The organism is Salinispora goodfellowii, from assembly GCF_059570675.1.
The window spans coordinates 15,225-37,357 of sequence record NZ_JCANTD010000008.1; the positions used below are offsets into that span (position 1 = coordinate 15,225).

General features: G+C 68.4%; 19 protein-coding genes and 1 pseudogene. 6 read left to right on the forward strand and 14 right to left on the reverse strand.

Annotation, left to right across the window (positions count from 1 at the left end; all coding sequences use genetic code 11):
- Positions 1–22: 22 nt before the first annotated feature.
- The 5 genes and pseudogenes from T398_RS11120 to metH all read right to left on the reverse strand — a co-directional run bounded on the left by T398_RS11120 (position 23) and on the right by metH (position 9,011).
- Entirely contained in the window at positions 23–508 is a 486-nt protein-coding gene (locus T398_RS11120) for an iron chaperone (RefSeq protein ID WP_496446404.1), read from the reverse strand.
- 200 nt (positions 509–708) lie between these two features.
- Positions 709–2,283 carry a DHA2 family efflux MFS transporter permease subunit gene (locus T398_RS11125; RefSeq protein WP_496446406.1) on the reverse strand — a complete coding sequence of 525 codons (1,575 nt, stop codon included), beginning with the start codon at positions 2,281–2,283 and terminating at the stop codon, positions 709–711.
- Positions 2,284–2,380: 97 nt separating this feature from the next.
- The gene (gene gadC / locus T398_RS11130; protein WP_496446408.1) at positions 2,381–3,859 is read right to left on the reverse strand and encodes a glutamine/gamma-aminobutyrate antiporter GadC; all 1,479 of its coding nucleotides are present in this window, start codon (positions 3,857–3,859) and stop codon (positions 2,381–2,383) included.
- Positions 3,860–3,875: 16 nt separating this feature from the next.
- Positions 3,876–5,276 carry a glutamate decarboxylase gene (gene gad, locus T398_RS11135; RefSeq protein ID WP_496446410.1) on the reverse strand — a complete coding sequence of 467 codons (1,401 nt, stop codon included), beginning with the start codon at positions 5,274–5,276 and terminating at the stop codon, positions 3,876–3,878.
- A gap of 212 nt (positions 5,277–5,488) precedes the next feature.
- A pseudogene (gene metH / locus T398_RS11140) lies at positions 5,489–9,011 on the reverse strand (methionine synthase).
- 263 nt (positions 9,012–9,274) lie between these two features.
- On the opposite strand from metH, the gene T398_RS11145 reads away from it, so the two are divergent.
- Together T398_RS11145 and T398_RS11150 are read left to right on the forward strand one after the other, a co-directional pair.
- Positions 9,275–10,144 (forward strand): PAC2 family protein, encoded by an 870-nt coding sequence (locus T398_RS11145; protein WP_496446411.1) that lies wholly within the window; start codon positions 9,275–9,277, stop codon positions 10,142–10,144.
- Positions 10,145–10,281: 137 nt separating this feature from the next.
- On the forward strand, positions 10,282–11,073 hold the full coding sequence (locus T398_RS11150; protein ID WP_496446624.1) for a GntR family transcriptional regulator: 792 nt from the start codon (positions 10,282–10,284) through the stop codon (positions 11,071–11,073).
- A gap of 57 nt (positions 11,074–11,130) precedes the next feature.
- On the opposite strand, the gene mshC is transcribed toward T398_RS11150, so the two are convergent.
- The 6 genes from mshC to T398_RS11180 form a co-directional block, all read right to left on the reverse strand.
- Positions 11,131–12,369 carry a cysteine--1-D-myo-inosityl 2-amino-2-deoxy-alpha-D-glucopyranoside ligase gene (gene mshC / locus T398_RS11155; protein ID WP_496446412.1) on the reverse strand — a complete coding sequence of 413 codons (1,239 nt, stop codon included), beginning with the start codon at positions 12,367–12,369 and terminating at the stop codon, positions 11,131–11,133.
- Between the two features lie 67 nt (positions 12,370–12,436).
- Positions 12,437–13,276: an SCO1664 family protein gene (locus tag T398_RS11160; protein WP_496446414.1), complete on the reverse strand. Its 840-nt coding sequence runs from the start codon at positions 13,274–13,276 to the stop codon at positions 12,437–12,439.
- Complete coding sequence (locus T398_RS11165) at positions 13,273–13,860, reverse strand: DUF3090 domain-containing protein (RefSeq protein WP_496446416.1); 588 nt, start codon at positions 13,858–13,860, stop codon at positions 13,273–13,275. The genes T398_RS11160 and T398_RS11165 overlap by 4 nt, the downstream gene beginning before the upstream one ends.
- A gap of 152 nt (positions 13,861–14,012) precedes the next feature.
- Positions 14,013–14,726 (reverse strand): MSMEG_4193 family putative phosphomutase, encoded by a 714-nt coding sequence (locus T398_RS11170; RefSeq protein WP_496446418.1) that lies wholly within the window; start codon positions 14,724–14,726, stop codon positions 14,013–14,015.
- Between the two features lie 74 nt (positions 14,727–14,800).
- Positions 14,801–15,637 carry an undecaprenyl-diphosphate phosphatase gene (locus T398_RS11175; protein ID WP_496446419.1) on the reverse strand — a complete coding sequence of 279 codons (837 nt, stop codon included), beginning with the start codon at positions 15,635–15,637 and terminating at the stop codon, positions 14,801–14,803.
- Positions 15,634–16,686 (reverse strand): LLM class F420-dependent oxidoreductase, encoded by a 1,053-nt coding sequence (locus T398_RS11180; protein ID WP_496446421.1) that lies wholly within the window; start codon positions 16,684–16,686, stop codon positions 15,634–15,636. The genes T398_RS11175 and T398_RS11180 overlap by 4 nt, the downstream gene beginning before the upstream one ends.
- A gap of 184 nt (positions 16,687–16,870) precedes the next feature.
- Here T398_RS11180 and T398_RS11185 point away from each other — a divergent pair, with 184 nt between their 5' ends.
- The 3 genes from T398_RS11185 to T398_RS11195 all read left to right on the forward strand — a co-directional run bounded on the left by T398_RS11185 (position 16,871) and on the right by T398_RS11195 (position 18,352).
- A complete protein-coding gene (locus T398_RS11185) occupies positions 16,871–17,842 on the forward strand; it encodes an aldo/keto reductase (protein WP_496446422.1) in 972 nt (323 codons plus the stop codon).
- A gap of 96 nt (positions 17,843–17,938) precedes the next feature.
- Positions 17,939–18,130 carry a DUF5703 family protein gene (locus tag T398_RS11190; protein WP_018215309.1) on the forward strand — a complete coding sequence of 64 codons (192 nt, stop codon included), beginning with the start codon at positions 17,939–17,941 and terminating at the stop codon, positions 18,128–18,130.
- 42 nt (positions 18,131–18,172) lie between these two features.
- A complete protein-coding gene (locus T398_RS11195; RefSeq protein ID WP_496446625.1) occupies positions 18,173–18,352 on the forward strand; it encodes an AMP-binding protein in 180 nt (59 codons plus the stop codon).
- A gap of 136 nt (positions 18,353–18,488) precedes the next feature.
- Here the strand turns inward: T398_RS11195 and T398_RS11200 are convergent, their stop codons facing one another.
- From T398_RS11200 to T398_RS11210, 3 genes are all read right to left on the reverse strand, one after another.
- Positions 18,489–19,430, reverse strand: a complete 942-nt coding sequence (locus T398_RS11200; RefSeq protein WP_496446424.1) for a LysR family transcriptional regulator — start codon at positions 19,428–19,430, stop codon at positions 18,489–18,491.
- 273 nt (positions 19,431–19,703) lie between these two features.
- Positions 19,704–20,360, reverse strand: coding sequence for a hypothetical protein (locus tag T398_RS11205; protein WP_496446425.1), 657 nt, complete (start codon positions 20,358–20,360; stop codon positions 19,704–19,706).
- Positions 20,361–20,413: 53 nt separating this feature from the next.
- On the reverse strand, positions 20,414–21,736 hold the full coding sequence (locus T398_RS11210) for a M20/M25/M40 family metallo-hydrolase (RefSeq protein WP_496446426.1): 1,323 nt from the start codon (positions 21,734–21,736) through the stop codon (positions 20,414–20,416).
- Positions 21,737–21,828: 92 nt separating this feature from the next.
- Between T398_RS11210 and T398_RS11215 the strand changes: the two genes are divergently transcribed.
- Positions 21,829–22,068 (forward strand): hypothetical protein, encoded by a 240-nt coding sequence (locus T398_RS11215; RefSeq protein ID WP_496446428.1) that lies wholly within the window; start codon positions 21,829–21,831, stop codon positions 22,066–22,068.
- Positions 22,069–22,133 lie beyond the last annotated feature (65 nt).

The following is a 22,133-nucleotide window of genomic DNA, read 5'->3' on the forward strand; positions in this document are numbered from 1 at the left end:
CGGGGCCGCGACATCGCCCACCTCAGCCCAGGGCGATCCGCAGTAGCTTCTTGATCGTTGCCTCGGCCTTGTCGGTCAGCTCGGTCAGGGCAAACGATGTCGCCCACAGACCCTGCTCGTCGTCGAGCTTCGCCTCCGGCGAGAACCCGAACGTCGAGTAGCGCTGCTTGTCTCCCTGGCCGCTGCGGAAGAAGCAGACCACCTTTCCGCTCCTGGCCCAGGCGGGCTGGCCGTACCACAGCTTCGGTGCCAGTTCAGGGGCGGTCTCGGTGATGACGGCGTGCAGGCGTTCAGCCAACGCACGGTCCGGCTGCGCCATGTTGCTGATCTTCGCGAGGACGTCTCTCTCGTCGGCTGCCGCCTTGTTCGCGCTCTTGCTACGGCGAGCCTCCGACTTCAACTCCGCCGCCCGGTCCTTGATGGCGGCCCGCTCGACCTCGGAGAACCCGTCCTCCTGGGACGACTTTGCCTGCTTGCTGTCCTTACCAGCTTTCGACGTAACGCTCACGTACGCACTGCTCCTCTGGTCCGTCCGGTGGTCAACGTGTTTCTCCAGCTAACCACCTGTGGCGGGCAACGCCTTCTCGATTCCGCACCAACCCATCATCAGCGTGGCGCCCCGACACAACCTCCTCCCCCGGAAGCAGAGACATTTCGCGTCGCAAATCATTCCGTACGCAGGCCCAGGCTCGTGATGTAGACCACACCCTATCGATCTTGGGAGTCGCGAAAGCTCCGGATGAGGATCACCAGGACGATCAGGGCGACCAGGGCGGCGAGCCCAAGGCCGAGCTGCATACCCCGGACAAAGGTGTGGTCTGCGACCGTACGAATCGCCGTCACCTGGTCGGACTCAGGATGGTCAACTGGCCGACCAGGCCCGACTATCGCCTCAAAAGCGTTCGGATTGGTGTCCGCAACGATCTGCTCGACAACAGCAGCCCGTTCGGCACGGTCGGGAATGGTGCCGGCCAGGTCGCCGTCCAAGGAGAAACCGACCCATACCGAAACGATCGTTCCCAGAACCGCGTAGCCGGCGGTTGATCCAAGACCTCGCTGGGTGGCCACGATGCCCGAGGCCATGCCGGCCCGCTCCACCGGCACCGAATTCAACGCCAGCCCCTGCACCGGCGGGATGATCAGGGAGAGACCTGCACCCAGGAGTAAGAAGCCCAGCACGACGGCGACGACACTCCGCGCCACCCCGACCACCATGATGGCTAGTCCGACAACGAGCAGAGCCTGGCCGGCGAGGGCCGGCAGGCGGGCGCCACGGCGGGCAGCGATGAAGCCGGCCACCGGGGAAACCGCCACCGACGCGAGGGAGGACGGCAAGATGAGCAGGCCCGCCTCGACCGGGGAGTAGAGACGGACGTTCTGAAAGTACTGGGTGACTATCAACAAGGCGCCATACACTGTGAAAAAACCGAAAAATATTGCCATGTTACCCAGCCGGTAGGCACGGCTGGTGAAGAGCCGCAGATCCATCATCGGTGACCGGGTGCGGAGCTCACGGACAATGAAGGCAACAAGGCCAACGGCGAAGGCGACGAACGCCACCAGAATTATCGGCGATCCCCAGCCCAGATCATGGCCGTCGATAACAGCAAAAGTAAACGCGCCGACTGTTAACACAAACAGCAGCTGCCCGGGTAGATCGACAACACGGCGGGTGGACTCACGTGACTCGGCGACGTACCGAAGGGTAAGCCCGACCGCCAGCACGGCGACCGGAACATTGACGAAGAAAACGACCCGCCAGCTCGCAACCTCGGTCAGGATCCCACCGAGGGGCGGGCCGAGCGCCAACCCGATGTCCGCGACCGCGGCAAACAGCCCGAGGGCGAAAAAGCGCTGCCGCTTGTGCGGGAAGGTCGCCGAGACCAGAGCCAGTGCGGAGACGGTGATGACGGCCGCAGCCACGCCCTGCACCCCCCGCGCCACCAGCATGACGGTGAAGGTGGACGTCAGTCCGGCCGTCACCGAGGCCACGGTGAAGACCACCACTGCGGTCAGGTACAGGCGCCGCCGCCCGAACCGATCAGCCACGGTGGCCGCGGGCATGATGGCGACAGCCATTCCCATGGTGTAGGTGGCGACGATCCACTGTAGCCCGGACTCCCCCAAATCATAGAAGGCCTGAATTCGGGGTAGTGCCACATTCGCTACCAGCACGTCGTGCAGGGTGATGAAGACGCCAAGACCAGCCGCGACTATCGTCCACTTCTGGGCCCGCGTCCACGAGCGGCCCTCGCCCGTCTCAGCTTCCGTTCCGGCGTCCACGAGGTCACGGTAGGCGGGCCATCGGCGACCCGTGGGCTATTGGACGGTTCCGGTGTCCCGGCTGCCGGTCAACCGTCGCCCCGGCGCACCGATCGGGTTAGCGATCGCCTCGCGTCTCCCAGCTAAACGGTGCGACATCACGACCAGGGTCACACCAGTCCGGCTTACGCAGTGCGTACACGGTCAGCGGCACCGCAATGATCACGGCCGCCAACCCTACAATCAGTCCTATGTAGAGCGCTGGGTTTCCGACACTGATCTGATCTGGGGGTGCAAGACTGGAGGCGAGTGCGAGCGCCGAGGCGACGAAACCGATGCCACCGATGACCCACATTCCCGGAAGCCCACCCGGAACTCGGTACGGCCGTCGCCGATCAGGTTGGCTGTACCGTAGCTGGATCGCCGTGGCGAACATTCCCAGATAGATGAGAAGATAGAGGACACCAGCGAGCTGGCTGAGAACCTGGAAGGCCGCCTCCAATGATGGCATAACAATGAACAGCACCGCCAGGACACTAACCGAAATCGCCTGGAACAGCAAAATTCTGACAGGCATCCCATATTTGTTTGTCATTTGAAAGAAAGGCGGCAGATAGCCAGCCTTTGCCACCGCCAGCATCGCTGTTGACGGGCCGACGACCCAGGTGACGATGCCGGCTAGAACACCGACCACCAAGGCGGCGGCGACTATCGGCGCCGCCCAGGCGAGGCCGAGCCAGCGGAAAACATCAAGGAAAGTTATCAGTAATGACTGCGTCAGGTCTATCTCGGACCGCGGTACGACAAAGGAAATCGTCAGTGTGCCCAGCACCAGGATGCTCATCACTCCCACCGCCGCGATCAGCACCGCCAGCGGATAGTGCCGGGTGGGATTCTCCACGTCCCGCACATGGATCGCATTCATCTCCATGCCGGCGTAGAAGAGGAAAATGCTCGCGGCCAGAGCCAGGTTACTGAACCGCGCGAAATCCGGGACCACCTCACCCCAACCCAGCGGCGTCTGCGACTGCCCGCCCGAGCTCAGGTAGACGAAACCAAGGATCACGAGGAGCAAGGCGGGGAGAATAGTGCCGACGATGCCGCCCCACTTCGCGACCCGGGTAAACGCAGCAATCCCGTGGGCGCCGATCGCGGTGGCGACCCAGAAGACCGCGAGCACAGTCAGCAAAATGTATAGTCGGTTGCCGGACAACTTCTCATCCAGCGTCGCCTCCGGGCCGGTGTAAGCGAGCGAGATCGCTCCGAAGATGAGAAGAACCGGAAAGAAGATCGTCACCTGGGCCAAGAGTAGAAAAATGGCCAGGAATCCCCAACGGGCCCCGAACGCCTCGCCAATCCACCGGAACACGCCTCCCTTCTCCGGCCATCCGGTCGCTAGTTCAGCGGCGACCAGTGAGACCGGTACGAGGAAGAAGACCGCAGCGAAGACATAGTAAAATGCGGCACTCAAACCGTACTCGGCCTCAGCCGGTAGGCCGCTCAGGCTGACCACCGCAACGATGTTGAGCATCGCCAGCCCAAGGACACTAATCTTCGCCGAGTTTTTGCCCGCCGGCCGGCTATCTGACGAAGACATACACTCTCGCAAATATTCAATGATGGAACCCAGATCGCTGACCGACCGCGGGTATTGGAGACTCGAGGGAGTCAAGGTATGCTATCTCGCCACGAAGTTCAGTAATAAACACCTCGGCGAGGTCACGGCTGAGCCCGTCGCGAATCACGATTCGCTGTACGGTAAGGTCCGTGAGATTTTCCGGCATTGCGTAGGTGGGGATCTGCCATCCCTTCATACGCATGCGATCGGACAGGTGATACAGATTCCAATTTTTGACACACCCACTCCGCAGGCACCAGGCCAGCGCTGGAATATCCCTACCATCGCTCCACAGCTCGAGATGCGGTATCTTTGCGACCTCCTGGGACAGATACCGCGCGACATCATGCATGGCGAGCTGCACCCGCCGAAAGCCCTCTCGACCCAGACGCAGGAAGACATAGTACTGCAAGAGCACCTGGGCCCCCGGTCTGGTGAAATTTAGCCCGAGCGTCGGTGTTTCACCACCCAGGTAGTTTACGCAGAAAATCATGTCCTCGGGCAGGGCCGCCTCGTCTCGCCAGACCACCCATCCCAGCCCGGGGTACACCAGTCCGTATTTGTGACCGGAGACATTGATGGATGCCACTCTCTGGAGCCGGAAATCCCAGAGCATGTCTGGCTGAATAAAGGGCGCCACGAACGCACCGGTAGCTCCGTCTACATGAATTTGTATATCAAGACCGGTCGAATCCTGAATTTCGTCCAGCGCGGCCGCGATGCGCTGTACCGGCTCATAGATTCCGGTATAGGTCACGCCAAGAATCGCGACGACCCCGATCGTGTTCTCGTCCACGTAGGATGCGAGATCATGACCGTCCAAGGTCTTGTGCTCTTCTGAGATTGGAACGAAGCGGGGCTCCACATCCCAGTAGTTGCAAAACTTTTTCCAACACACCTGCACCGCGGTCGACAACACCAGGTTGGGATGACTGGTCGGCTTGCCGGCACGGCGCCGCGCATGCTGCCAACGACGCTTGAGCGCCAAACCCCCCAGCATGCAGGCTTCCGAGGAACCGGTCGTGGACGCACCGATAGTGCTCCGCGGGTCCCGTGCATGCCAGAGATCTGCCAGCATGACCAAACACCGCTTCTCTATCGCGCCGGTTGCCTGATACTCGTCCTTGTCGATAAGATTCCTGTCGAAAGTTTCCGCGAACAGTTTCTCGGCATGACCGTCCATCCAGGTGCCAACAAATGTCGCCAAATTTAGTCGGGCGTTCCCGTCGAGGGCCACCTCGTCGTGCACGATCTGGTATGCGGTCTCGGGCAAAGTGGCGGCATCCGGAATCGAAAACCGGGTAAGCTCCGTCGACTGGCCTGGACGCGCGAACATCGGATTCAGCATAAGTGAATCCGAAGCGATCATGTCAAAATCTTGTTCCATGTCCGGCATTTACCCCTCCCAGGGCTCGCCAGCGACCAGGGTTTACGGATTGGCAAACAGCGTTCCCGGCGGCAAAGGCTCGTCGGGCCCACCCTACGCCCGCAGCACATCCCGCGCCGGCAATCGCAACAGCTTCACCCGACCGACGCGTGGATCTGACCCACCCCGCCCGGCTACCGACAGGTGGACACTTCACCGGACCCTGCTCGGACGGACCTGTGTCACTTGGCGTTGAAGTAACCCGCCTCCGGGTGGTGCACGAAAATTGCGTCGGTGGCCTGTTCCGGAACGAGCTGGAACTCCTCCGACAGCTGCACGCCGATCCGTTCCGCACCCAGCAGGTCCACGAGCTTCGCCCGGTCCTCCAGGTCCGGGCAGGCCGGGTAGCCGAAGGCATACCGGCAGCCGCGGTAGTCGTTACGCAGCAACCCGGCCAGGTCGGCCGGGTCGGTGGTGGCCACCGTACGGTCGTCGCGCAGGCTCAGCTCGGCGCGGACCCGCTGGTGCCAGTACTCGGCAAGGGCCTCGGTGAGCTGCACCGATAGCCCGTGAACCTCCAGATAGTCGCGACTCGTTGCGGGCAAACAACTTCGCCGTATATTCGCTGATCGGTTGGCCAACCGTGACCAGCTGCAACGCCACCACGTCCAGCTCGCCGCCGCGAGGACGGAAGAAGTCGGCCAGACAGAGCCGCCGCTCCTGGCGCTGCCGGGGGAAGGTGAACCGGGCCCGCTCCGCGGGCCCGTTCTCGGCGAGCACGACCAGGTCGTTGCCGTCGGAGTAGGCCGGGAAGTAGCCGTACACCACAGCTGCCGCCAGTACCTGGTCGGCGATGAGCCGGTCCAGCCAGTAGCGCAGCCGCGGCCGGCCCTCGGTCTCCACCAACTCCTCGTAGGTGGGACCCTTCCCACCGCGGGTACCGCGTAGCCCCCACTGCCCGAGAAACGTCGCCCGTTCGTCGAGTAGGGCCGCGTAGTCGGCGAGGGGCAGCCCCTTGACCACCCGGGTGCCGAAGAACGGTGGGGCGGGCACCTCCACATCGGTGGCCACGTCGGAGCGGACCGAGGCATCGTTTAGCCCCGGCAACGACTCGCTGACGATCGCCCGCTGCCGCGCCCGCCGCGCCCGCCGCGCCCGCCGCGCGGCCAACGCCGCCTCCCGCTCCGGGTCCGCCACCGCTGCGCCACCGCGCTTGGCGGCCATTACCCGGTCCATCAGGGAGAGCCCTTCGAAGGCATCCCGGGCGTAGTGCACCTGGCCGGGGAACATCGATCGCAGATCGTCCTCGACATACGCGCGGGTCAGGGCCGCACCCCCCAGCAGGATCGGCCAGCGCTCCGCAACGCCCCGCGTGGCCATCTCGACCAGGTTCTCCTTCATGATGACGGTGCTCTTCACCAACAGCCCCGGCATGCCGATCGCGTCCGCGCGATTCTGCTCGGCGGCGTCGAGGATGGCGTTGATCGGCTGCTTGATCCCGATGTTCACCACCTCGTAGCCGTTGTTCGACAGGATGATGTCGACGAGGTTCTTGCCGATGTCGTGGACGTCGCCCTTCACGGTGGCGAGCACGATCCGTCCCTTGCCGCCGTCATCGGCCTGCTCCAGGTGCGGCTCCAGGTACGCCACCGCGGACTTCATCACCTCGGCGGACTGAAGTACGAACGGCAGCTGCATCTGGCCGGCCCCGAACAGCTCGCCGACCACCTTCATCCCGTCCAGCAGGAGGTCGTTGATAACGACCATCGCCGCCAACCCGGTGGCGAGGGCCGCGTCCAGATCGGCCTCGAGACCGTTGCGCTCGCCGTCGATGATCCGGCGCTTGAGCCGCTCCTTGAGCGGCAGCGCGGCCAGTTCCTCCGCTCGGCTGGCCCGCGCCGAGACGGCGTCCACCCCCTCGAAGGCTTCGATGAAGCGCTGGACCGGGTCATACCCTTCGCGGCGTCGGTCGTAGACCAGGTCGAGTGCGATCTCCCGCTGCTCATCGGGGATTTTCGACATTGGCAGGATCTTGCTGCCGTGCACGATCGCCGAGGTCAGCCCGGCCTGGACGCACTCGTGCAGGAACACGGAGTTGAGAACCTGCCGGGCCGCCGGATTGAGCCCGAACGAGATGTTGGAGATACCCAGGGTGAAGTTGACCCCGGGGTAGCGGGCGGCGATCTCCCGGATCGCCTCGATGGTCTCGATCCCGTCCCGCCGGGTCTCCTCCTGCCCGGTGGCGATGGGGAAGGTCAGGGCGTCAATCAGGATGTCCGCCCGGGCCATCCCCCACCGGCTGGTCAGATCGTCAATCAGCCGGGTGGCCACGCGTATCTTCCAGTCCTTGGTACGCGCCTGGCCCTCCTCGTCGATGAGTAGCGCCACCACCGCCGCGCCGTGTTCCTTGACCACGGGCATCAGGCGGGCGTACCGGGAGCCGGGGCCGTCGCCGTCCTCGAAGTTGACCGAGTTGACCACGCATCGCCCGCCAAGCGTCTCCAGCCCCGCCTCGATCACGCCCGGCTCGGTCGAGTCCAACATGATCGGCAGCGTGGAGGCGGTGGCAAACCGGCTGGCCAGCTCGCACAGGTCCTGGGTGCCGTCGCGGCCCACGTAGTCCACGCAGAGGTCCAGCAGGTGCGAGCCGTCCCGCGCCTGACCACGGGCGATCTCGACGCACGACTGCCAGTCCTCGGCGAGCATGGCCTCCCGGAACGCCCTGGATCCGTTGGCGTTGGTCCGCTCCCCCACCATCAGCACGCTCGCGTCCTGCGCGAAGGGGACATGGTGATAGATCGACGAGGCGCCGGGCTCGGGCCGTGGTTCGCGCACCACCGGCGCCCGGCCCCGCATCCGTTCGGCCAGCACCCGGATGTGCTCCGGCGTGCTCCCGCAGCAGCCGCCGACCAGCGCCACACCGTAGTCGGTGACGAACTGCGCCAGGGCGTCGCCCAGCTCGTCCGGCGACAGCGGGAAGTAGGCACCGTCGGAAGTGAGGACCGGCAGGCCGGCGTTCGGCATCACCGACACCGGAATCCGGGAGTGCTGGGACAGGTAGCGCAGGTGCTCGCCCATCTCCGCCGGGCCGGTGGAACAGTTCAGCCCGATCAGGTCGATGCCCAGTGGCTCAATCGCGGTGAGCGCGGCGCCGATCTCGCTGCCCAGCAGCATTGTGCCGGTGGTTTCCACCGCCATGTGGCAGATGATCGGGACCGATCGGCCCAGCTCGGCCATTGCCCGCTTCGCGCCGATCACCGCCGCCTTCACCTGGAGCAGGTCCTGGCACGTCTCGATGATCAGCGCATCGGATCCGCCGGCGATCAGACCAACAGCGTTCTCCTGGTAGGCGTCCCGCAGCACGGCGTACGCGGCGTGCCCAAGGGTGGGCAGCTTCGTGCCCGGCCCGATCGAGCCCAGGACGAAGCGCGGCTGCTCCGGTGTCGCGTACGCGTCGGCGGCGGTGCGGGCCAGCCGGGCGCCAGCCTCGGACAGCTCACGGATGCGCCCGCCAATGCCGTACTCGTCCAGGTTCGCGAGGTTTGCGCCGAACGTGTTGGTCTCCACGCAGTCTGCACCCACGGCCAGATATGCCTCGCGCACGGCACGGACAGCGTCCGGCCGAGTCACGTTGAGGATTTCGTTGCAGCCCTCCAGCCCATCGAAGTCATCGAGAGTCAGGCCTGCCGCGTGCAACATGGTCCCCATCGCCCCGTCGGCGACGGGGATCCGGTCGACCAGCGCGTCGAGCACGGAGATCACCACAACTTCAGGTTACTGCGACCACACGGGGTGTGGTCGATCCCCGGGCTGCCGGGTCCCACCTGGGGTATCCAGCACCCGCTGCCCCGTTAGCGCCCGAGTGTTTGTTTCGTCGCTTGCCAGATCGGCGCGGCCGACGGTCCGGTTCCCACCCCTGGCACGTAGGCTGACGGACGTGAGGGACTACAGCGACGCCACGACACATGGTGGCTGGCCGATCGGGCACCTGCCCGGCACCGCCCCGACGGGCGGGACGAGGTGACCGCGTGACCGAGTTCGACGGACTGCCGGTCCTGCGGTCCCCCGTAGCCATCGCCGCCTTCGAAGGTTGGAACGACGCCGCCGATGCCTCGACGGCCGTCGTCGAACACCTGGAACAGGTGTGGCAGGCCCGGCCGGTGACCGAGCTGGATCCGGAGGACTTCTACGACTTCCAGGTCAGCCGCCCCACGATCGCGATGTCGGCGGGCGAGACCCGACGGGTGGAGTGGCCCACCACTCGATTCATGGCCGCCAGCCCGGCCGGTACCGAGCGGGATGTCGTGCTGATCCGCGGCATCGAGCCGAGCATGCGCTGGCGCACCTTCTGCGAGCAGGTGCTGGAGATTTGCCACAGCCTGGAGGTCGAACGGGTGGTGCTGCTCGGCGCGCTCCTGGCCGACGTGCCGTACACCCGACCGCTACCGATCAGCGGAAGCGCCTCCGACAAGGGCGCGGCAGAGCGCTTCCAGCTCACTCCCACCCGGTACGACGGGCCCACCGGCATTGTCGGGGTCCTGCACGACGCCTGCGCACGGGCCGAGGTGAACGCGGTGTCGTTCTGGGTGCATGTGCCGCACTACGCCAACAACCCACCCTGCCCCAAGGCGACCCTGGCCCTGCTGCACCGGGTCGAGGAGGTGCTGGATCTACCGGTGCCGATGGCGGACCTCGCCGAGGAGGCCGCCGAGTGGGAACAGCGGGTCCGGGGCGCCGCCGAGCAGGACGCCGAGCTCGGTGAGTACGTCCGCGAGTTGGAGGAACGGGTCGGCGACGCCGGCATCACCCCGCTGACCGGGGACGAGATCGCCCAGGAGTTTGAGAAGTACCTGCGCCGGCGCGGCGGCTCCGCCGGTCCTACCGCCGGCTCCTGGTAGCCCGTAGCGCACTGATCCTCGTGGCCCGCCACCTTCACCGGTGGCGGGCCACTGTTTGTCTGCCCCGGGTCGGTTGTGGACGGGAACCCACTCGCTACGGCATCCTAGGAACCTAGTTGATGACCGAGGAGGCTGGCATGCAGATCAACCCGGGAGCGGCCGAGTTCCCGCACCGACAGATCGCCGCGCAGATCAAGGCACAGGTGCGCCGCGGTGACTGGAGCCCCGGCGAGCGGCTACCCTCCATCCCGGCCATCGCCGAAATGTTCGGCGTCGCCAAGCAGACCGTGCAACGCGCCGTGGACCAACTCCGGGTCGAGGGCATCCTGATCACAAAGCCGGGCTCCGGCACGTACGTCCGCGGCACCCGACGCCGCCTGAACCGGCTCTCCCGGGGCCGGTACGGCGGCTTCCGCGGCTACCACACCGACCTCGCCGCCCGGTACCGGCAACAGCTCGTCTCCGTCGGACCCGCCCCCGCACCGCCCGAGGTCGCCGACGCCTTCGGCGTATCCGACGGCACCGAGCTGCTCTGTCGTCGGCACCTGGTCCGCGCCGAGGACTCCCCGGTGGAGGTCGGTGCCGCCTGGTTCCTACCGACCGACACCGCCGGCACCTCACTGGAGCGGGCCGAGGCGTTCGGCCGCCCGCTCTACCAGGAGGCCGAGGAAGCCACCGGCCGGCGGTACGCCACCGCGACCGACACAATCAGTGCCCGGCAGCCCAGCCGCGACGAGGCGGAGACCCTCCAGATCCGCCCCGACACCCCGGTGCTACACCTGCTGCACGTCGCCTACGACGAGCGCCGTAAACCGATCGAGGTCGCCCAGGCCACCTGGCCCGGACCGGTCACCACCCTGACCGAGGCGTACCGGATCCCGGCCCCGGCGACCGAACCGGATCCGGGCCCGGGGCTCGTCCTGGGCTGATGGCGAGGCCACCCGCGCCGAGTAGGCCACCTTCCGGCCGTCGGACTGCCCAGTAGGTCACAGCCGGACGCCGAGCAAGGCGTCCAGTGCCCGGGAGAAGAGCGCGGGTGCCGTCGGGTCATCGCCGGCACCGCGGAGCGCCGCGTCCGCCCAGGAGTCCGCCAGCGCGAGCGCCCCCGGGGTGTCGAGATCGTCGGCGAGGCGCGCCCGAAGCGTGGCCAGAAACGCCTCCGCGGACGGACCGCCGGGCAACGCGGCAGCCCGCCGCCACCGGCCCAGCCGCTCCTGCGCGGTCACCAACAGCTCGTCGCTCCAGGAGCGGTCGCCGCGGTAGTGCCCGCTCATCAGGGCCAGCCGGACCGCCATCGGATCCACCTGGTCGGCTCGCAACCGGGAGACGAAGACCAGGTTGCCGCGGGACTTGGACATCTTCTCCCCGTCCAGGCCGATCATGCCGGCGTGCACGTAGTGCCCGGCGAACGGGGTCTGCCCGGTCAGCAGCTCGGCGTGGGCGGCCGAGCACTCATGGTGCGGGAAGATCAGATCATTGCCGCCACCCTGCACATCGATCTGCGCACCGAGCAGGTCCAGCGCGATCACGGTGCACTCGATGTGCCAGCCGGGGCGGCCCGGGCCCAGTTCCCCGCCGGGCCAGGACGGCTCGTCGGCGCGGGCACCACGCCACAACAGCGGATCGAGCGGGTCGCGCTTACCGGCCCGATCCGGGTCACCACCGCGCTCCGGGAAGACCGCCAGCATCTGGTCCCGGCTCAGGTGGGACTCGTACCCGAACCGGGGCGCGGCCGCGATGTCGAAGTAGACATCGCCGGTACCGTCCTCGAGCCGGTAGGCAGCGCCCTCCTTCATCAGGGTCAAGACCCGCTCGGCGATGTCCGGGATCGACTCCACCGCACCGACGTAGTGCTCCGGCGGGAGGATCCGCAGCGCCGCCATGTCCTCCCGGAACAGCGCGGTCTCCCGCATCGCCAGGACCTTCCAGTCCTCGCCGTCCCGAGCGGCCCGCTCCAGCAGCGGATCATCGATATCGGTGACGTTCTGCACGTACGTCACGTCCCGCCCCGCGTCCCGCCACACCCGCTGGATCAGGTCGAAGGTGATCATGGTAGCAGCGTGCCCGAGGTGGGTGGCGTCATACGGGGTGATGCCGCAGACGTACATGGTGCCGGTGCCGGCCGGCGCGCTGGCGGCCACGCCCCGCCGGGCCGAGTCAAACAACATCAGCGGCCCGCCCTGGCCCGGCAGCCGCGGCACCTCGTGTCCCGCCCAAGAGTCCATGACCGCCAGCCTAACCAGCCGTCGGCGGGCTCCGGGGAACACGAGAGGTGACTAACGTGACAGCCGCTCACATGGGTGGCCACGGCGTCGCCGGCCACTGACGTGACGGCAACGGGAATCGTCCTGCGGCCCGCAGCCGCCCGATCCGGGAAGCCACCGCGGCGACTTCGCTGACCGTGAGGTGCGCGGCGAGAGCACCGCCCAGCTCCCCGGCGACCGCGCCGGCGAGTGTCGCGAGCACCTCCGCCACGTCCGCCGGCAGCTCGCGGCCCGCCCAGCCCCACAAGACCGTGCGCAGCTTCTCCTCCGCATGGAAGCTGACCCCGTGATCCACGCCGTGGATTCGGCCGTCCGGGCCGACCAGAACATGTCCACCCTTGCGGTCGGCGTTGTTGATAACCGCGTCCAGCACCGCCAGCCGGGCGAGCCGCGGGTCGTCGGCGTGCGCCAGGGCGTACGGGATGCCCTCCTCGTCCCGGGCCGCGGCCACCGCCAACCACCGGGACGGCAGTTTGTCGGTCGGGACAAACCCGACCAGTGGCTCCGGCTCCACCGGTCCGTCGATCCACAGCTGACAGGAGCCGGGGCCGAGCGGCCCGTCGCGCAGCACCGTCGGCGGCACCAGGTCCCATCCGGTGGCCGCCGACACCAGGTACGCGGCGACCTCACGCCCGGCGAGATTGCCATCTGGAAAGTCCCAGAGCGGCCGCTCACCCCGCACCGGCTTGTAGACACAACGCGCGGTCATCCCGTCCAACGTCAGGACCGCGCGGAGCGTCGTGTTCGAGGCGTCCACCAGCCGCCCCTCCAACTCGAGCGCACCCTCCCGAAGCAGCCGAAGCACTTGATCGCCGTCCTGGCGCGGCTGGTGCCACTCCCGGCTCCGGTGCAGCTCAGATGAGGTCACCGGTGGTAGCCGTTGTGGCGCGGGCAGAGGTGACCGACCGGGTCGAGGGGCTGGCCGCAGAGCGGACACGGCGGCCGGCCCGCGTTTACCACCCGCCGGGCTCGTCCAATGAACTCCCGGGTCGCCTCCGGGGTCAACCGCACCCGCAGCCGGTCCAGGTCGTCGGCGGGCTCCTCGTCGTCCGACTCTTCCAACTCGACCTCAGCCGCCGCCTCGGCAGCCCCAACCTCAGCCTCGGCCTCGCCGACCGCGATCGCCTCGATCACGACCGTCTCCGTGTCCACGTCGAAGGCCAGCCCCAGGGTGCCGACCCGGAACTCCTCGTCGACAGGCGCATCCAGCGGGTCGTTGTCCCCACCGACCGGGCCGGTCTCCGGCAGCTTCACCCCAAACCGCCGTTGCGCCTCGGAGAGCAACTCCTCAAGTTTCTCCGCCAGCAGTGAGACCTGGACCTTCTCCAGGGCGACGCTGACCAGCCGGCCACCGCCACGGGCCTGGAGAAAGAACGTGCGATCTCCCGGCGGCCCGACGGTTCCGGCGACGAACCGCTCCGGCGGCTCGAAGGCGTGCACCTGGTGGGTCATACCTCGACCCTATCCGGCGCACCCGCACGGCGCGCACCCCACCGACCGGAATCGCCGCGCGGCGCCTCCGCGCCGCGACGACCCCTCGGTCCCGCCGTGGCCGCCCGGGCCGCGTTGCCCCTCGCCAGCGCCGACGCGACCGCCGGAACGGGTCAGGCCCCTGCCCCGGCGCCGCCCCCGATCGTGGCGTCCGAGTCCGCGGTACGGCGCTTCCGCCCACCCCGCTTCGGCGGAGGCGGGACCAATGCGGTCAGATCGCCACCGGTGTCGTTGAGCCGCACCAGGAACGGACGCAGCGGGGTGTAGCGGATCGCCGTGACCGAGGCCGGATCCACGATGAGCCGCTGGAAGAGGTCCAGGTGCAGGCCGAGCGCGTCCGCCACGATCGCTTTGATCACGTCGCCGTGGGTGCAGGCCAGCCAGACCGCATCCGGCCCGTGCTCCGCGCTCACCCGAGCGTCCCAGGTGCGCACCGCGGCCACCGCCCGGGCCGCCATGCTCGCCATCGCCTCCCCACCCGGGAAGACCGCCGCGCTGGGATGCTGCTGCACGACCGGCCAGAGCGCGTCCTTCGCGAGCTGTTTCAGCGGCTGCCCCTCCCAGCTGCCGTACCCGCACTCGGTCAGCCCCTCCTCCACCACCGGCACGGCCTCGGGCAACGCCCGCTCCAGGGTCTGCCGGCAACGGACCAACGGGCTGGTCACCACGGTCGGGCAGGAAAGCAGCCGGAGCCGCTCGCCGACCGCGGTGGACTGGGTGCGGCCGGTCTCGTCCAGCTCGACCGGCTGCCGACCGGCCAGCCCGCCGGCAGCGTTCGCGGTCGTCCGGCCGTGTCGCAAGAGCAGTAGGATCGCCACGGTGACCACCCTAGGGCCTGCCCCACCCTGGCCCGCCGACGTGCTCCGGGCCGGTGCCGCACCCGGGCGCGTCGGCGCGAGGGTCAGGTGGCGCTGACCGTGCCGGTCATCAAGAGGGCAAGCACCAGCGTTCCCAACGCCACCCGATACAGAACGAAGATGTACAGGGTGTGGTGCGCCACGTAACGCAGCAGCCAGGCGATGGCCGCGTAACCCACGGCGAAGGCGAGCACCGTGGCCACGATCATCTGGGCCCCGCTCGGCACCGAGGTCCCCGGCGCGGCCGGCGCGAAGACGTCCCCGAGGCTGACGATGCCCGACATGACCACCGCCGGAATGGCCAGCAGGAACGAGTATCGGGCCGCGGTCGCCCGGGTCAGGTTGAGCAGCAGGCCGGCGGTGAGCGTTCCCCCCGACCGGGACACACCGGGGATCAGCGCCATCGCCTGTGCGAAACCCATCACCACGCCGTCGCGCATCCGGAAGTTCTGCAGCGTCCGCGTCTGCCGGCCCCAGTACTCGGCGAACGCCAGCACGAAGGCGAACAGGATCAGGGTGCTGGCGACCAACCACAGGTTCCGCGCGGTCTCCCGGATCTGGTCCTTGAACAAGAGGCCGAAAACGCCGATCGGAATCGAGCCGACGATGACGTACCAGCCCATCCGGTAGTCAAGGCTGCTGCGCACCGACCGATCCCAGATGCCGACAACCCAGGTACGGGTGATTCGCCAGATGTCCTTGGCGAAGTAGAGGAGTACCGCCGCCTCGGTGCCGAGCTGGGTGACGGCCGTGAACGACGCCCCGGCGTCCTGCTCGAAGAAGATCGCTGAGGTGACCCGCAGATGGCCCGACGAGCTGATCGGCAGGAATTCGCTCAGGCCCTGCACGATGCCCAGGACAATGGCCTCGACCCAGGTCACTCCCCGACTCCCGCGAGATCCAGCGCCTCGGCGACGGTCCGAAGGGTCTGCACGCCGCTGTCCCGATCGGCCACGAAGAGGGTCACCGACAGCGTGGTGACGCCGGCAGCGGCGAACTCCCGCATCCGATCGGCGATGCGCTCCTTCGGGCCGAGCAGCGAGGTGCGGTCAATCAACTCCAGCGGCACCGCGGCGGCCGCGTCGCGGTGCCGCCTGGCGAGGTACAAATCCTGCACCTCGCGCGCGGCCTCGCCGTACCCCATCCGGGTGGCGAGCTGATTGTAGAAGTTCTGCTGCCGGCTGCCCATGCCACCGAGGTAGAGCGCGGCATACCAACGGACCAGTTCGGCGCAGTTGGCGACATCGTCACCGATCACCACCGGCACCGAGGGAACCACATCGAAGCCGGACAGCTCCTTCCCGGCGCGGGCCCGACCGGCGCGGATCGCAGCGAGCTGCTCCGCGGCGAACTCCGGCGCGTAGAAGACGGCGAGCCAGCCGTCGGCGATCTCGCCGGCGAGTTCCAGGTTCTTCGGACCGACGGCGGCCAGGTAGGTCGGGATGTACTCCCGGGGCGGGTGGAAACCCAGGCGCAGCGCCTTGCCCGGGCCCTCGGGCAGCGGCAGGGTGTAGAAGTCGCCGGTGTAGGCGACCTCCTTGCGGGCCACCGCCAGCCGAACGATGTCGACGAACTCACGGGTCCGGGCGAGCGGGCGACCGAACCGTACGCCGTGCCAGCCCTCGGAGACCTGCGGACCGGACACCCCCAGGCCGAGCCGGAACCGGCCACCGGAGAGCGCGTCGATGGTCGCGGCGGTCATCGCGGTCATCGCCGGCGTACGGCCGGGAATCTGCATCACCGCGCTACCCAGCTCGATCCGTTTGGTCTGGCCGGCCATCCAGGCGAGCATGCTCGGCGAGTCGGAGCCGTACGCCTCCGCCGCCCACACCACCGTGTAGCCGAGCCGGTCCGCCTCCTGGGCCAGAGCCAGATGGTCGGCGGGTGTGCTCCACGCCGTCTGGTAACCGAGGCTGAGCCCGAGTCGCACTAGTCCTCCCCCATTCACACCACCGGTCGCATCAGGTTACGCAACACCATCGCCACCCTCGATCACCGGCTCACGCAAACAGCGCCGGCAGCGAGGTACCCGAGGAAGCGCGGCGACGAACAGGCGGCAGACTGGACGGCAGCGAGGATATCGGTGCGACCCGTGATGGAAATAAGATTCAACCATGCAACAGCGACCGCTCGGCCGAAGCGGGCTGGCGGTTTCGCGGCTCGCGCTCGGCACCATGACCTGGGGCCGGGACACCGACGCCGACGATGCGGCGGCCCAGCTGAAAGGTTATCTCGACGCTGGCGGCAACCTGGTCGACACCGCCGACGTCTACGGTGACGGTGACGCCGAATCGGTCATCGGCTCGCTGCTCGGCACCCTGGTCCCCCGCGAGGAACTGCTGATCGCGACCAAGGCGGGGCTACGCCCGGGCCACGACCGGCGCCGCGACGGCTCCCGTGGGCACCTACTACGCACCCTGGACGCGTCCCTGCGGCGGCTCGGCACCGACCACGTCGACCTGTTCCAGGTACACGGGTATGACCCGGACACGCCGCTGGAGGAGACCCTCGCGGCGCTGGACCACGCGGTCGCCAGCGGGCGGGTCCGGTACGTCGGCGTCGCCAACTTCGCCGGCTGGCAAACCGCCCGTGCCGCGGCCTGGCAGGCGGCCTGGCCCGGCCGCTCCCCGGTGGTCGCCGCCCAGGTGGAGTACTCGCTGCTGGAACGCGGCATCGAGCGGGAGGTGCTACCGGCCTGCGCGGCTCTCGGGCTGGGGGTGTTGCCCTGGTCACCGCTGGGGCGGGGAGTCCTGACCGGCAAGTACCGAAACGGCCGACCAGCGGATTCTCGGGCGGCCTCACCGCACTTCGAGCGGTTCGTCGCGACCTACCTGGAACCGCGCTGCTCCAGCATCGTGGAAGCGGTTGCCACCGCCGCCGGCGGCCTCGGCGTCTCCCCGCTGGAGGTCGCGCTGGCCTGGATCCGGGACCGGCCCGGGGTCGTCGCGCCGATCCTCGGCGCGCGCACGGTGGGGCAGTTACTCGGCGCCCTCCAGGTCGAGCAGATGACCCTGCCGGAGGAGATCAGAACAGCCCTCGACGACGTCTCCGCCGTCCCGGTCGGCTACCCGGAGCGCGACGGCTGACTCCGGGCCGGGGCACCCCTTTTGGCCTGGGATAACCGGGCCGGCCAGGGTGCCTGCGGGGTGGCGCCGGGCGGGGCGGATGGGCAGCATGGGGCCATGGACTACGAATACGCGCCGCTACGGTTGCCCCCGAACGTTGACCGGCTGACCGCGGCCGCGCAGCTCGCCATCCAGGCAGAGTTCTCCGGCTGGGAGTTGGCCCGGGTCCGGCTGTTCCGGGATGGGACCCGGCAGGTCGTGCTGCGCCGTCGCCGGATCAGCCCGCCACCGCCCGGCCTCTCCTACTAGCCGCCGGGGCGGGTCCCGCACCGGGTGACGGTCGAGATACCGGTGAGCGGCGGCCAGGGCGACCGCGCTGATCCAAGGAAAACCACTACTCGCCCGCTCGTCGCCACTGACGCGTGCCACGAAGGCCCCGAGCCCGGACCCGGCCCGCTCGCGCAGAACCTCGCGTACGTCAGCTACACCTCGGGCTCCACCGGGCAGCCCAAGGCCGTCCAGGCAGTCTGACCGAGGTCACTGGCGTCGAGCACCTTGTCGACATCCATCTGGATACTGACAACACAGGACAATTGATGGGGCCAGCAGGAGGACGGCGCGGGTCTCGTCGGTGGCAGCACCTACCACCACACACCGCGGGACAACCTCAGAGGATGGTTGTACGGTCCGCCGACGTCAGAGCGGGGAAGCGCTGGCGGACGTGGGTGGGGGTGAGGGGGACCTCCTCGGCAAGCATGTCGAGGAAGGCGTGGGCGATGGGGTCGGGCTGGCTGCGGGTGTACGCGGTCAGGGGGCGCAGCAGCGCGGGGTCCGGGCGGAGCAGCGCTGCCTCGAAGTGGGGAGGAACAGTGTTTCCAGGGACGAGCGCCAGGCCCAGCCCGGCGGCGGCGAAGTTGACCGCGAACGGCGCCTGCTGGGTGCGCACGGTGATCCGGGGCTGGAAGCCCGCGGCGGCGCAGGCCCGGTCGAGGAGCTGCGCCAGGCCGCTGTCGGGGGTGAAGTGCACCCATTCCCGCTCGGCGACCTCGGCGAGGCGGACCGTGCCGCCGGGGGCCGTGGCCAGGGGGTCGTCGGGGTGGGTGACCAGGAAGAACTCCTCCGCGCCCAGGTGCCGGACGGTGCCCTCCCCAGTGGGCGGGGGCGGGCCGATGGCGATGTCGGCCTCTCCGTCCGCCATGGCGGCGGCGAGTTCGGTGGTGTGCCGGTGCTCGAACAGGGTGACGCGCACATCGGGGTGGCGGGTGCGCCAGAGCGCCAGCGCCGTGGGCAGGATGCCGTAGCTCACCGAGTAGAGCGTGGCCAGCTGAAGCTCGCCCGAGGCGACTCCGGTGGCGCGCCGGGCCGCGGTGACGGCCCGGCGGGCGTCGGCCAGGGCCGCTCGGGCGGACGGCAGCATCGCCCGACCGGCGGCGGTCAACCGCAGGCCGCGGGGCAGGCGTTCCAGGAGGCGACCGCCCATCTCCTTCTCGAGGGCGTGGAACTGGTGCGACAGCCCGGGCTGGGTGATGTTGAGCAGGGCGGCGGCCTGGGTGAAGGACCCCTCGTCGACGATCGTCACGAAGTACTCGAGCTGACGCAGCGTAGCCATGCACCCAGCTTATCGAGCTATGAAAATCCTGCCATTGGACGCATGACACGCGGTGGGGTGCCCGCTGGGTTGTCCACGAACCACGCCCGATCTCCAAGGCGACCACGAACGAGTACGGCCAGGACGATCCGCCGTCAGCGGCCCGCGCTATCGCTGATCATCCCGCAGCCCCTGGTCCTGATCTTCTTTCCTCGACAAGAAGAGCGATCAACCAAGGGCTGCGGCCGTGATCAGCCAGGGTCGATACCACCCAACCCCGGGTTAGAGATCACGTTAGTGGGTGCGGTCGTACTCCTCGTCGTCCAGCTCGAGGAAGGGGTGCTCGTCGAGCCGGCCGACCAGCCGGTCCTCGGCGGCGGGCTGGAACGGACCCACCGGGTCGTCATCGTCGAAGGCCTCGAGATCGACCGCGGCGTCAACCTCACTGACCATGACGACGCCGTCCATCGGCTCCAGCTCCGGCACGTCCAGTGCGGCGAGCGATCCGTCCCCGCTCTGCAACAGCTCCAGGACCGCCTCGCCGACCCCCTCGACAGGTGCCGGCTCGTCCGCGTCGGGGGTCTCCGCCCGCCGGGCCGACGTGGCTGCCCGGATCAGCGCCGAGACGCTCGGCACCCGGTAGTCCCGACGCTGTCGTACCGAGATGACGTGTGGGTGGCTGTCGGTGGCCGGCGAGCCGTCGGGGCTGGTGAAGCGCTCGTCGGCCTCCTCCGGGTCGATCGCCTGCACATCCCAGGGAGTAACCTCGCCGAAGGCATCCATCAGCTGCTCGTCGTAGGCGTACGAGGCGTTGTTCAACGCGACGTACGCCTGCCAGACGGCATCGTCGTCGATTCGGCCCTGCGCGGCGCGCACGGCGGCCAGGTGGTGGCGGGCCGCCTCGATGACGCGTTCGAGGGCAGGGTCCAGCTCACCATGCTGGTCGATCATGTAAGGCGTCCCTTCGGTGTTCGGAAGGCGCCGCGCCGAAGTACGGAAGCGGCTCAGCAGTTGCGGAGGAACCGGTCGAGAACCCGCACGCCGAACTGTAGTCCGTCCACTGGAACCCGCTCGTCGATGCCATGGAACAGCGCGGAGAAGTTCAGGTCGGCGGGGAGGCGCAGCGGCGCGAAGCCGAAACAACGGATACCCAACCGCGTGAAAGCCTTCGCGTCGGTGCCACCGGAGAGCATGTACGGCACCGGCCGGGCCCCCGGGTCCTCGGCGCGCAGCGCGGCGGAGATCGCCTCGACCAGGGCGCCATCGAAGGTGGTCTCCAGCGCGGGCTGGCGCTGGAGATACTCGATCTCGATGTCCGGGCCGACCAACCCGCGCAGTTGCCGCTCCAACAGCTCCGACTGACCGGGCAAACTCCGGCAGTCGATGGTGGCGCTGGCCCGTCCGGGGATGACGTTGTCCTTGTAGCCCGCGGCGAGCCGGGTGGGATTGGCCGTGTTGCGGATGGTCGCCCCAACCAGGTTGGCGATCGGGCCGAGCTTGCCGATGGCCGCCTCCGGGTCGTCCGGGTCCAGCTCAATGCCGAGCGCCTCGGACACCTCACGGAGGAACGCGCGTACGGTGTCGGTAACGACGACCGGGAAGCGGTGCTGGCCGATCCGGGCGACCGCTGCGGTGAGGGCGGTGACGGCGTTGTCGTCGTGCACCATCGAGCCGTGCCCCGGCCGCCCCCGGGCGTGCAGCCGCAGCCAGTCAATGCCCTTCTGCGCGGTCTCGATCAGATACAGCCGCTGGTTCTCGTTCACCGAGTACGAGAAACCCCCGACCTCGCCGATGCCTTCGGTGCAGCCCGCGAAGAGGTCGGGGTGGTGCTCCACCAGGAAGTGCGCCCCGTACTCACTGCCGGCCTCCTCATCGGCGGTGAAGGCGAGCACCACATCCCGGGGCGGCCGGATCCCGCTGCGCTGCCAGTGCCGCACCACCGCGAGCGTCATCGCGTCGAAGTCCTTCATATCGATCGCACCGCGACCCCAGAGGTAGCCGTCCCGCAGCTCACCCGAGAACGGATGCACCGACCACTCGTCTGCCTCGGCCGGCACCACGTCCAGGTGGCCGTGGACCAGCAGGCCGGGTCGGGTCCGGTCGGTGCCGGGGATCCGGGCGACCAGGTTGGCCCGGCGGGGCGCGGACTCGTAGAGCACCGAGTCGATGCCGACCTCGGCGAGCTTCTCAGCCACGTACTCGGCCGCCCGGCGCTCCCCGACGCTGGTGTCGGTGTCACCGGTGTTGGTGGTGTCGATGCGCAGCAGATCCTGGCAGAGGTCGATGACCTCGTCGGTGGGCGCGGGGTGGGCGACGTCGCTCCTCATCGCTCCTTGATACCAGGAGAGCGGCCAGGGTGGGGTGGCGCCGGATCTGGTCCACGGGGTGCGAACGCCGTGCCGCCGGGTAACAGACGGACATGACCGACCTATACCCCGCCGCCGATGACCGCGAGACACTGCGGCAGGCAGCCGCCGCGCACACCGCCGCCACCCGGGACGTGGAGCTCTTCCTGCGCCGGCTACCGGCGGTTCCCGCGCCGGCGGACGTCACCGAGTACGCCAACCTGCTCACCCGGGAACGGCAGACCCGCGCCGACCAGGAGGCCGCCGCCGATGCGGCGGGCCTGACGATCACCAGTCTGGAGCCCGGTGCGTAGTGATCCCTCGGGGTGGGTGCTGGTGAACCCGAAGCCGGCACCCCACCCCACCCGATCGGAAGCGG

What these genes read in the sequence shown, in the direction of transcription:
- T398_RS11165 (WP_496446416.1), bottom strand. Translation starts at nt 13,860, where the DNA reads ATGACCCACCAGGTGCACGCCTTCGAGCCGCCGGAGCGGTTCGTCGCC.
- T398_RS11190 (WP_018215309.1), top strand. Translation starts at nt 17,939, where the DNA reads ATGGACTACGAATACGCGCCGCTACGGTTGCCCCCGAACGTTGACCGG.
- T398_RS11150 (WP_496446624.1), top strand. Translation starts at nt 10,282, where the DNA reads ATGCAGATCAACCCGGGAGCGGCCGAGTTCCCGCACCGACAGATCGCC.
- T398_RS11200 (WP_496446424.1), bottom strand. Translation starts at nt 19,430, where the DNA reads ATGGCTACGCTGCGTCAGCTCGAGTACTTCGTGACGATCGTCGACGAG.
- T398_RS11205 (WP_496446425.1), bottom strand. Translation starts at nt 20,360, where the DNA reads ATGATCGACCAGCATGGTGAGCTGGACCCTGCCCTCGAACGCGTCATC.
- T398_RS11185 (WP_496446422.1), top strand. Translation starts at nt 16,871, where the DNA reads ATGCAACAGCGACCGCTCGGCCGAAGCGGGCTGGCGGTTTCGCGGCTC.
- T398_RS11215 (WP_496446428.1), top strand. Translation starts at nt 21,829, where the DNA reads ATGACCGACCTATACCCCGCCGCCGATGACCGCGAGACACTGCGGCAG.
- T398_RS11210 (WP_496446426.1), bottom strand. Translation starts at nt 21,736, where the DNA reads ATGAGGAGCGACGTCGCCCACCCCGCGCCCACCGACGAGGTCATCGAC.
- gadC (WP_496446408.1), bottom strand. Translation starts at nt 3,859, where the DNA reads ATGTCTTCGTCAGATAGCCGGCCGGCGGGCAAAAACTCGGCGAAGATT.
- mshC (WP_496446412.1), bottom strand. Translation starts at nt 12,369, where the DNA reads ATGGACTCTTGGGCGGGACACGAGGTGCCGCGGCTGCCGGGCCAGGGC.
- gad (WP_496446410.1), bottom strand. Translation starts at nt 5,276, where the DNA reads ATGCCGGACATGGAACAAGATTTTGACATGATCGCTTCGGATTCACTT.